This is a genomic window from Ligilactobacillus animalis KCTC 3501 = DSM 20602, assembly GCF_001434535.1.
In the GTDB taxonomy this organism is placed as follows: domain Bacteria; phylum Bacillota; class Bacilli; order Lactobacillales; family Lactobacillaceae; genus Ligilactobacillus; species Ligilactobacillus animalis.
In genome coordinates, this window is sequence record NZ_AYYW01000037.1 from 30,036 (window position 1) to 42,089 (window position 12,054).

Annotated in this window: 5 protein-coding genes; 4 read left to right on the plus strand and 1 reads right to left on the minus strand. The window is 37.4% G+C overall.

Annotation, left to right across the window (positions count from 1 at the left end; translation table 11 throughout):
* The 4 genes from FC30_RS06620 to FC30_RS06635 form a co-directional block, all read left to right on the plus strand.
* On the plus strand, positions 1-3,352 hold a 3,352-nt coding region (locus tag FC30_RS06620; RefSeq protein ID WP_275452789.1), incomplete at its 5' end, for a glycoside hydrolase family 70 protein.
* 160 nt (positions 3,353-3,512) lie between these two features.
* Positions 3,513-3,983 (plus strand): hypothetical protein, encoded by a 471-nt coding sequence (locus tag FC30_RS06625; protein ID WP_010690268.1) that lies wholly within the window; start codon positions 3,513-3,515, stop codon positions 3,981-3,983.
* 10 nt (positions 3,984-3,993) lie between these two features.
* Positions 3,994-7,854 carry a glycosyl hydrolase 53 family protein gene (locus FC30_RS06630; RefSeq protein WP_010690269.1) on the plus strand — a complete coding sequence of 1,287 codons (3,861 nt, stop codon included), beginning with the start codon at positions 3,994-3,996 and terminating at the stop codon, positions 7,852-7,854.
* A gap of 71 nt (positions 7,855-7,925) precedes the next feature.
* The gene (locus tag FC30_RS06635) at positions 7,926-10,343 is read left to right on the plus strand and encodes a C39 family peptidase (protein ID WP_010690270.1); all 2,418 of its coding nucleotides are present in this window, start codon (positions 7,926-7,928) and stop codon (positions 10,341-10,343) included.
* An 87-nt stretch (positions 10,344-10,430) separates the two neighbouring features.
* Here the strand turns inward: FC30_RS06635 and FC30_RS06640 are convergent, their stop codons facing one another.
* On the minus strand, positions 10,431-11,885 hold the full coding sequence (locus FC30_RS06640; protein ID WP_010690271.1) for a glycosyltransferase family protein: 1,455 nt from the start codon (positions 11,883-11,885) through the stop codon (positions 10,431-10,433).
* Positions 11,886-12,054 lie beyond the last annotated feature (169 nt).

Consider the following 12,054-nt stretch of genomic DNA (forward strand, 5'->3'; position numbering starts at 1 on the left):
TGGTCACTGGTATCTCTTCAATGATCAAGGTGAAATGCAACGTGGTCTGCAATATTTACCTAAAGAAAATAAATTAGTATCGTATGATCACGATGGTTGGATGCAGTATGGTGAACAAACAGTAGGCAATAAGAAATATTACTTTGATACATTTAATGGGGCTTTAAAAGCTAAAGGTTTAAATAATATATCTGATCACTGGTTCTTATTTGGAAACACTGGTGATGTTTTGACAGGTGAACAAGAAGTAAATGGTGAAAAGTTATTTTTCGATAAGGATACTGCACAGTTGAAGACAGGTTTACAAAAGATCGATTCAAACATTGTATATGTAGATCCTAAAACTGCTAGCTATAAAAAGAACTTTTTATTTAATGATAATGGCAAGTGGTATTATTTTGATAGTCAAACAGGTATTGGGAGCGAGAAACAACTTAACTCTTATATGCTGACTGATCTCGCGGTGAGTGATGATTATCGTAATGGCAATGTGCTTTATTCACATGATGGGGAAAATATTGAAAACATTGATGGTTATCTAACTGCTGATTCATGGTACCGACCAAAAGAAATTTTAGATAATGGTGAACATTGGCGCCTTTCAACTACGAATGATAAACGTCCGCTATTAATGGTATGGTGGCCTAATAAAGAAGTAAAAGTAAATTATCTCAATTTTATGGCAGATAAAGGGCTATTACAACAAAATAACTTCTCAACTAGTGACGATAGCAAGGAGTTACAAAGAGCTGCTGAAGAAGTTCAAAAGAATATTGAAAAGAAGATCTCATCTGAGAATGGGAAAACAGATTGGCTCAGAGAAACGTTGAGCAGCTTTATTGCTACACAACCTATGTGGAATCGTGAGAGCGAAGATCCTGCCTACTTTGGCTTCCAATTCCAAGGCGGATTCTTGAAATATGTTAATAATGATCTCGTACCAGATACTGCATCTGATTGGAGATTGATGGGTCGTCAGCCAATAAATGTTGATGGAAAAGGGGATCAAGGGGCAGAGTTCTTATTAGCAAATGATATAGATAACTCTAATCCAGTCGTTCAAGCAGAACAATTGAATTGGTTACACTACTTATTGAACTTTGGTAATATTACTGCTAATGATTCGCAAGCAAACTTTGACGGAATTAGGATCGATGCGGTGGATAATGTTGATGCTGATCTATTATCCATTGCGGGGGATTATATGCGTGCAGCATATGGGACTTCCGAAAATGATGCCAATGCCAATAAGCATCTTTCAATTTTAGAAGATTGGAATATCAACGATGCTGAGTACACCAAAAAGATCGGAACGCCACAAATCTCTATTGATAACCATACTGTAACTCAGATAACAGCTTCTCTAAGTAAGCAACAAGGCGGAAATGATCGTATGGGTCGTTTCCTTGAATGGTATATGGTCGATCGTAGTCATGATGATAGTGAGAATGTCGCGATCCCTAGTTTTGCTTTTGTTAGAGCGCATGATTATGCTGTTCAAGATATGGTGCAACAAGCAACGACTGATGCTACTGGTGCAGAAGCAAATCATTCTAATTGGGATCAATTAGCAAAAGGTCTGGAATTATATAATGCCGATCAAGCAAAAACTGTGAAAAAATACAATCGCTACAATATTCCAAGCTCATATGCGTTGTTACTGACAAATAAAGATAGCATTCCACGTGTTTACTATGGTGATGTCTTTACTGATGGTGGACAATATATGTCCCAAAAGTCGATCTACTACGATGTTATTGATAATTTACTACGTTCTAGGGTCAAATATGTAGCCGGTGGTCAAACTATGGCTGTTGATCAACATGATATTTTGACGAGTGTTCGTTTTGGTAAGGGTGCAATGAAAGTAAGTGATGCAGGTACTGATGAAACTAGAACAGAAGGTATCGGGGTCATTATTTCTAACAATACTGATTTAAAACTTTCCGATAATGAACAAGTAGTATTGCACATGGGAGCAGCACATCGCAACCAAGCATATCGTCCAGTTGTACTTTCAACAAATGATGGTATTGAAAACTATACATCAGATACTGATGCACCAATTATGTATACAGATAATAACGGTGATTTGATTTTTAGCAATAAAGATGTTGTAGTTAATGGAAATGTGTTGGCTAACACAAGTGTTAGAGGAGTAACTAATCCATTTGTAACAGGTTATCTTGCGGTTTGGGTCCCAGTAGGTGCTGAAAGTGATCAAGATGCGCGAACAACAGCATCAACCGAAAAGCATGGCAGTGATGAGATGTTTAGATCAAATGCTGCAACAGATTCGAACGTTATCTATGAAGGCTTTTCTAACTTCCAAGCTCCACCAGCAAGTCCAGAGCAAGCAGCCAATGTGGTGATCGCTAAGAATGTCGATCTCTTCAAGCAATGGGGGATCACAAGCTTCGAATTTGCACCGCAATATCGCTCAAGTACGGATGGTACTTTTATCGATTCGATTATTAGTAATGGCTATGCCTTCACAGATCGTTACGATCTAGGTTTTGGTGAACCAACCAAATATGGAACAGATAGTGATCTACGCCAAGCATTGCGCAGTTTACATGAAGTTGGGATACAAGCAATTGCTGACTGGGTCCCAGATCAAGTCTATGCTTTGCCAGGCAAAGAAGTCGTTGCGGCTACTCGAGTAGATGATCATGGAAATTACATTGATGGGTCTCAAATCAATGATACATTGTATGTTGCTAATACTCGTGGAGGTGGAGAATACCAAAGTAAGTTTGGTGGAGCATTCTTAGAAGAGTTGAAGCAAAAGTATCCACAACTATTCCAAAAAGCTCAGATCTCAACTGGTGTTCCGATCAATGGCGACGTTCAAATCAAAGAATGGTCAGCTAAATACATGAATGGTACTAATATCTTGAGTAGAGGTGCCGGCTATGTGTTGAAGGATGAAAATAGTGGAGTATATTTCAATGTTGACCGTAATGGATTTCCAACACAACTTAAAAATTCTTCACTAGACAGTGTATTTGTCAAAAATGAAGATGGAAGTATTAGTTACTTTAAAGAGGGTAAGTTATATCGGAACCAATTTTTAGAAAAAGATGGTAACTGGTACTATTTCGATAATGATGGTCACATGGTCCGTGAGAATGGTGAGTCTAATAATGGTTTTGTGATTTTGGATGATCCAGAATACAGCGGAGTATATTTCTTTATGGATAATGGGGTTTCATTTAGAAATGGATTTATGACTGCACGAGATGGGGCAACATACTACTTCGATCAATATGGTAGAATGATCAAAAATCAGAAAAAAGAGATCAATGGAACAGAATATAATTTCGATAAAGATGGAAGATTGATCAAATAAAAGAAAAAAGTTCTATGAAGCAGCTTACTGTTTCGTAGGGCTTTTTTGTATAAGGATCGAGAATAGGACATTTTCAGTAAAGTGTATTTTTTTAAAATACACTTTTATTAATATTGGTGGTAAAATTAATCTGTTTATAGTAATTTGGGAGGCTTTAGTAATGGATATTGAACGGTTAGAAAAAATTCTGGCTACTCAAAAGGTAAAATCTAAAAAACTTATCTATATCTCTAGTTTAACGATCGCTCTATTGGCAGCTGGTACTTATAATCAGCAGGATGTTTCAGCGGACCAAGTCAATGCTTCTGAGACATCTAAGGTACAAGTGCCAGCAGAGGAGATCAAGGAAAACTCTGATATAGCAGGATCTGAAAATGATGAACAAAGAACAAGTGCTACAACTAGCACAACACAAGAAGACCCAGATCCAAAACAGTTAGAGACGGATACGCCTGAAAAAGATGCTGCTAAGGATACAACGGTTCAAGGTAAAGTAAAAGAGAGTGCAGTGGTCGACAGTACAAGTGTCGATAATAATGCCAAGACTGATAACGCTAATGATAATTTAGTTGAGCAAAAGCGTGATGATCACTGGTATTTAATTAATGAAACGACTGGCCAACAAATGTGACGATGGTCAAATGCAGTATGGTCAGCAAAAGATCAAGGGTGCTTGGTATAATTTTGATACTTACGATGGTGCAATGAAGACAGGATTTGTAAAGATACCTGACCAAAATAAGACGGTCTACTATGATTCTAAGGGCCAAATGCAATATGGTTGGCAATGGGTGGATAACGCAACCCGTTACTTTGATACATTCAATGGTGCAATGGCGATCGGTCAAAAGAAGATCAACGATCATTGGTATTTGTTTGATAAGAATGGAGCAATGCAACGCGGTTTCCAAAATCTAAAGGATTATGGCGAAGATAAGACAGCGTACTATAACCAAGATGGATGGATGCAATACGGCTGGCAATGGCTGGATAATGCGACCCGTTATTTTGACACATTCGATGGTGCGATGGCGATCGGTCAAAAGAAGATCAACGATCATTGGTATTTGTTTGATAAGAATGGAGCAATGCAACGCGGTTTCCAAAATCTAAAGGATTATGGCGAAGATAAGACAGCGTACTATAACCAAGATGGATGGATGCAATACGGCTGGCAATGGCTGGATAATGCGACCCGTTATTTTGACACATACAACGGTGCGATGGCGATCGGCCAAAAGAAGATCACTGGACACTGGTATTTGTTTGATAATAACGGTGCAATGCAACGTGGCTTCCAAAATCTAAAGGATTATGGCGAAGATAAGACGGCGTACTATAATCAAGATGGATGGATGCAATACGGCTGGCAATGGCTGGACAATGCGACCCGTTATTTTGACACATTCGATGGTGCAATGGCGATCGGCCAAAAGAAGATCAATGATCACTGGTATCTGTTTGATAAAAACGGAGCAATGCAACGCGGTTTCCAATATCTACCAGAAGATAAGAAAATTGCGTACTATAATCAAGATGGCTGGATGGTATATGGTAAGCAAAATATTTCTGGTAAGACATATAGCTTTAACACATATAATGGTGCCTTAGAGAATATGGATGGGCAGCAAAAGCTTGATGGCAACTGGTATTTGTTTAACAAGGGAGAAGTTTTGACTGGCTTCCAAGAGATCAAGGATCAAAATAAGACAGTCTACTACGACCCAAATACTGCACGTATGCAATATGGTTGGCAAACGATCGCTAATAATAAATATTACTTTGACACCTTTGATGGTTCGATGTATACGGGGAGTCATTTGATCGATGGAGTAGATTACTCCTTTAATGATGATGGTACATTATTGCCATTAACGATCCAAAATTATCGTGAAATGGTTGCTAAAGAAGTAGCCGATGATATTCAAAAAACTTATGGTCAAAATATTGACTATGATTGGAATAATCAAAATGATGATTATCTGGCTTTCATGTTACATGACACAGCCCAATTAGTTGCACGTAATAATTTAGCAGCAACTTCTGAAGCTGTGCAAAAGAATTTAGCGAATAATGCTTTGTTCACAGGAACAGCTAATGTGGTGTGGACTAAGAGTTATAAAGACATGCAACAAGCTATCAATCAAGCCGCAAATGATTTTATGAATGTTTTTGCACCGGGGACTGACTTATCTAAATCAGCTATCGGTGTTGGTGCTAAGGAAATGAATGATAGTATAAATGTTGCTATCATTATCTTTACACCAGGCAAGAATGACACATCCAAGGAAGAAATGGCTGATTCGACACTTACTGCTAAGGTATCTGATGTTTATACAGCACCGGGTGTTAATGCACAAGCTAGTGATGGTTTGCAAGCCGGAGAAACGATCAGTGCAGGTGAATTGGGCAATACCTTTAAAGTATCTCCAAGCTTGTTGAACGGTGTTAAGGGACAAAAGATCGGTGAACAAAACTTGAAATTGATCTTTAGTAGTTTACCAGGTAATGAATCAGGACTAGAGGGTCAGAAACTTTATAAGGGTACAGATGGCAATGATTATCATTACGTTTTCTGGTTAAATGATACTTTTGCTGGTCAAAAAGTTGGTAAGCAAGAGGCGTTTTTAGCTGCAAATAAAGATGCTGTATATGGTGAACCATTGCAGGTCAGCTATTCTGCTACTCTAACGTGGGGTGCTCCAGTTGCAGTCTCAACAGGTATTACAGGTGTTCCAACCAGTCAAATGACAGATGAACAGATCGATCTTGCTTATAAGACAGGGACAAATACCGGTTTGCGCTATGATGCTGTTACGGTCAAACCGATCGAAGGAATGACCGAGGATATGATCCGTGGGGTCGATATTGGTAGCTATCAATCTTTGATCAACGCAGGTGTTAAATTCTATGACTTCGATGGGAATGAAGCTCCAATTTATAAGGTTTTAAAGGATGCTGGGGTCAACTGGATCCGACTACGTGTTTGGAATGATCCATACGATGTTAATAACAACACATATGCTGGTGGCGATTGTAGTGAAGCTAACGTTGTTCAAATGGCAAAAGATGCTTCTAAGTATGGGTTGAAAGTCTTACTTGATTTCCATTACTCTGATTTTTGGGCTGACCCTGCTAAGCAACCATTACCTAAAGCTTGGGAAGATCAAACAGGCGACTCATTGGCTAAGAGTGTTTACAATTATACAAGTAAAGTCTTGACTGATTTAAAGAATGCTGGTGTTGATGTTGGAATGGTCCAAGTTGGTAATGAGATCACAAATGGTGTCTTTGGTATCTATTCCAATCGTGACCGCGGTGAATCATATTTAAATATCTGGGGCAACAAAGAAAAAGCAGCTCAAATTTCTCAATATTTGAATGCGGGTTCTAAAGCGGTTCGTGATGTTTTACCTGAAGCTAAAGTGGCTATTCAATTAGAAACACCAAATGTACCTAAATATACTAATATTATGAATGCTTTACGTGATAATAACGTTGATTATGATATTTTAGGTACGTCATATTATCCATTCTGGTCAACACATGATGGCAATGGTTGGTATGATGATGTTGATATGGGATGGGGTGCTAACACACCTAAGAGTTTGGAAGGTATCGAAAAACTTGCTAAGCAAGAATATGGCAAGCAAGTAGTTGTATTGGAAACCGGTTGGATCAATAATGTTCGTGATTCGGATGGTACTGGTAACTCGATCGGACCTGATTCAGAGATCCAAGCATATAGCCATGATCCACAAGGACAAGTTGATGCGATGTCAGATATGTATAAAGCTTTAGTCGCTCAAGGCGGTTTAGGCGGTTTCTGGTGGGAACCAGCATGGATCCCAGTTAAGGCTGGCTGGGAAAACTGGCAATTTAACAAGGATGCATCTGATAAGTACGGTACTGGTTGGGCTTCGCAATATGCAGTTGGTTATGCTCCAGATAGTGTGATGTATTACAATGGTCAACCAACTTGGGGTGGCTCAACCTGGGATAACGTAGCCTTATTCGACGATCTAGGACATCCGCTTCAATCATTGAAGATGTACAATGGTTTCTTACATGGTTATGAAACACCAAAAGCACCTGAAAAAGCAACATCCACGCTCAGCTTTAAGGTAAATAAGGTGTGGAATAGTAATAATGTAGCTTTAAAAGATGGGATCGCTGAAGGCTCCACGCTTACTGCTTCTGATATGGTCGAACCCCTTTCTGCTGCGGCAAATGAATTGCTTAGCGGAACAGGCGCATTTACTCAAGAAAATTTAGAGAAGATCGCAAGTGGTTTGGGTGGTATGACTACTGCTTTAGAAGGTTCTAAAACTTATTATGCTGATAATGGTGATGCTTATCACTATGTTTTCTGGTTTACTGAAGGTAAAACGGCTGAACAAAAAGCATGGAATTTCTACAATGATAATAAGAATGCCAAATATGGTGAACCTTTAGTTGCAAATGTTGAAGCAACTGTAACTTGGGGTGCAGCTAAGGCATAATAAATTAGGCTAGAAGAGTGGCTCTTGAAGTGACTTTTCTAGTCTATTTTTGATAAAATCAGGATAAAATAATGCGATATCAAGGAGATGAGATGATGGATAGACGACTCAAGCAGATCTTGAATGCACAAAATATGATGGCCAAACGAAAAGTTTTTTATATCTCAAGTGCGACCGTAGCTTTATTAGCAACAGGTATATATTCACCGCAAGTGATACAAGCAGATCAAACTGCCACAACAGAAAGTACTCAGGTTCAAACTGAACAGTCTGAGGTACAAAAGGTAGAAGAAAACTCTAAAGTAGAAACATCACAAGTTGATGTAGAAAGCACCACTGACTCGGAGCGATCAGAAAACACAACGATAGGGGCTACTTCAAAAGAAACCGAAGCCGCGCAGACAACTGAACTGACAGCACAAGAAGATACAGAAAAAACATTAATGAATGTTGAAAGCGAAACTGAACCAGTTCAAAAAGAAGAAACAAAACAATTGGTCGAACAAAAACAGGGGAATGATTGGTATTTGATCGATAAAGAGACTGGTGAAAAAGCAACAGGTTTTCAAAGATTAGAGGAGCAGGCTAAAACTGTTTATTACAATAATGAAGGCAAGATGCAGTATGGATGGCAATGGGTCAATAATGCCACACATTATTTCGATACATTTAATGGGGCAATGGCGATCGGTGAAAAAAACATCAATGGTCATTGGTATCTCTTCAATGAACAAGGCCAAATGCAACGGGGATTTCAAACGCTAGAAAATAGCGATGAAAAAAAGACTGTTTATTACAATAAAGATGGTTGGATGCTTTACGGATGGCAGTGGGTCAACAATGCCACACATTATTTTGATACGTTCAATGGAGCAATGGCTACCGGTGAAAAAAATATCAACGGTCACTGGTATTTATTTGATAGACAGGGCCAGATGCAACGAGGTTTTCAAAATCTGGATCAATATGGACAAAATAAGACTGTTTACTATAATGATCAAGGACATATGCTTTATGGACAACAGCGGATCGCTAATAAATGGTATAACTTTGATACGCTTGATGGTGCGATGAAGACGGGCTTTCAATATATAGCAAATCAAAATAAATGGGTCTATTATGCTGTTGATGGTAATAACAGAGGTCAGATGCAGTATGGTTTTCAAAATATTGCGGGAAAGACATATTATTTTGATACATTTAATGGAACACAAAGTAAGAATAAACAACAAAACATCAATGGGAATTGGTATCTATTTGACGAAGCTGGTATAATGCAGACTGGTTTTCAAAATCTAAATCGTTATGGACAAAATAAAGTAGTTTATTATGCACCAAATGGCCAAATGCAATATGGGTATCAGACGATCGCAGGTAAACGGTATTACTTTGATACGTTTGATGGAGCAATGAAGCGCAATGCTTTAGTTTTTGATAAAGATAACAAAGTGTTGATCTATTTTACCGGTGACGGTTCTGCTGCTCAAGGGGTAAATGTCTTGATCGAAGGAAAAATGTATGGCTTTACGGAAGAAGGTGCTTTGATAAATGCACCAGGTGAAGCAAAGATAGCTGGGAAATGGTATTTATTTGGTGATAATGATCAATTGCTGACAGGGATGCAGATCTTAAGCGATAAACGCCAGGTCTATTATGATCTTGAAACAGCTCAGATGAAATATGGGCAACTAAACTTAGCTGGAAAATGGTATTTATTTGATAAGATAAATGGTGCTATTCAAACTGGTTTCAAGGATCTGAAAGAGTACGGACAAAACAAAACTGTCTATTACAATGAACAGGGGCAGATGCAATATGGCCAACAGTTGATAGCTGGACATTGGTACTTATTTGATACATTCGATGGAGCGATGAAAACAGGATTGCAATGGATCAAAGATCAAGCTAAGTTTGTTTATTATGCTTCAAATGGGCAGATGCAGTACGGTATGATCCAAGCAGGGCGTATAACTTACTATGCTGACCAAGTCACTGGTTCGATCGAAGGAGTATTCAATAATGCTGAAGTAATTGGGCAAAATCCAGAGTTACCTACAGGTTGTGAGATAACAGCAGTGACAATGATGTTACGTTATGCTGGAAAAAATGTCAATAAGATCCAACTAGCTCATGAAATGCCGAGAAGTAACAATGGTGATTATGGTTTTGTTGGTGATCCATTCAGTGTAACTGGGTGGTGGGTCTTTCCAACAGGTGTAGCACCAGTAGTCAATAAATATATGGGAACAAGTAAAGTTATGACGGGTGCAAGTTGGTCGGATATTTATCGACAGTTGTTGAATGGGCGCCTAGTTGTGGTTTGGATGGCTAATATGAATGGCTTTGTAAACCATGCGATCACACTGACAGGATATCGCAATGGGGTGATCTACTACAACAATCCTTGGACGGCTAAAAAAGAGTCTATGACTGCGGATCAATTCTACAAGCACTGGAATGCTAATCGACAAAGAGCTCTAAGTTATTAAGTGAATTAAAATATTACAATTTAAACTAGAAAAAAGCTGATCAAATTTCACAAAAATAAATTTGATCAGCTTTTTAGGTGTATGATGTTATTTTTTTATTACTTGGAGAAATCCTTTTAGTAATGAGCTAGTATTTGGATAACAGAGACTGGCTAGAATAATAAAGCAAGGCATAAATTGAATCAAGTAGCGACTTCTGCCCCCTTCGAAAATCAATAGGAAGATAAAACCACCTAAAAGAGCAAGTCTAAAAAATTGAACTCCTGAGGTCTTATTCTTAAAACCTAAAAAGATAAAAGTCAAAAGTGCTATCCACCAGAGTTGAGCGACGAACTGAAAATCTTTAATATATTTTCCGGTAGTGTAGTAGATATTTTGGATCCAGTTTTTAGGTGTAGCCTCTGCTAAATTACCGTCAGCCATCCATCCTAATGAACCGTCAGCAGTATTATTTTTTTGCTTGAATAGTAGCCATTTAATATAGCCAACTGGTCCCATTTGTTTCAGATTTTTGTCAATTCGCTTAAGAGAATATTCATTGCGTTCATGCATATTTTTAGCACGCATCATTGCTTGATCTTGTTCAAGAGAATAGCCACCAGTTCCTTCCATTCCAATCGAAATAAAGTGAAGCAATGGTTTGCTTTTATTTGGGGTTATCGTTATATAATTTTGTCCTGAGATTTTATTTGATAATGTATAGGTTGTTCCTACAAAAGTCAGAAGCGTGAAGACTAGTAAGATAATTCGTGGAAATATCTTGTCAGTACTTATCAACCACCAAATAACAATAGCAATAAAAGGAATAACTGCAGATGGTTTAATAAAACAAGCCAATGCAGCTATTATCCCTAAAAATAAAGTGAGAATGATTTTTAAAGATAGCTTTTCTGTTTTATTAGCTAAGATAAAAATAAATAGATAGAGCGCCACAAAAAACATCGACCAAGTATCAGTGTAAGGAACAATTATATATGGAAAGACCAATAGCCCCGTTAGCTGAATATAGATACTGTGTAAGACTAGTTTTTTATTTAGCATTGCTACAGTCAAAGTATTGAAAACAACAGCTAAATCAACGAGGGCAAGGGTAAGTAAGCCTAAATTTTGCCAAGAAAGACCTAAGCCTAAAATGTCACGTAATTTCATCTGTAAGAATAAAATATTTAAATTATTTGGGTTTAAACTAAAATAAAACTTTATAAAGCCATCGTCTGGTTGCCATTGAGCATTGTATACAGATGTCACATCGTAACCGATTTTTGTGCTAGAACTAAGTACAAAGTAAAGCTGGAATCCAAAAACTATAGCAGAGCAAACTGCTAAGGTCTGCCATTTCTTAAAGAATTTAGATATTTTAGGAAATAGCTTTAAAATTACGAATATTACAAGTCCTAAGACTAAAAGTGCAATTAATAGATCATTTGAAATATATTCAATATTCAAATTAGGAGAACGAATAGCTGATAACCAGCTTATAGTAATTAAAATTAAGAATAATAGATACGTGATTTTATTTGTAAAAATATTAAGTGATTTCATACTTCAACCTAACTTTCTAATTGTAATATAGTATAAATAATACCATAGAAAAAAGGTAATAATACATATATATTTATATTGTGCACTATTAAAATTGGATAAAAAACAGTACGTACATGTTGAAAAAATTATAATTTAACTTTATATTATGGTTAAAGATATTAATTAA

Excerpts from the sequence above, each read along its gene's own strand:
- FC30_RS06625 (WP_010690268.1), top strand. The coding sequence starts at position 3,513 with ATGGATATTGAACGGTTAGAAAAAATTCTGGCTACTCAAAAGGTAAAA.
- FC30_RS06630 (WP_010690269.1), top strand. The coding sequence starts at position 3,994 with ATGCAGTATGGTCAGCAAAAGATCAAGGGTGCTTGGTATAATTTTGAT.
- FC30_RS06635 (WP_010690270.1), top strand. The coding sequence starts at position 7,926 with ATGCGATATCAAGGAGATGAGATGATGGATAGACGACTCAAGCAGATC.
- FC30_RS06640 (WP_010690271.1), bottom strand. The coding sequence starts at position 11,885 with ATGAAATCACTTAATATTTTTACAAATAAAATCACGTATCTATTATTC.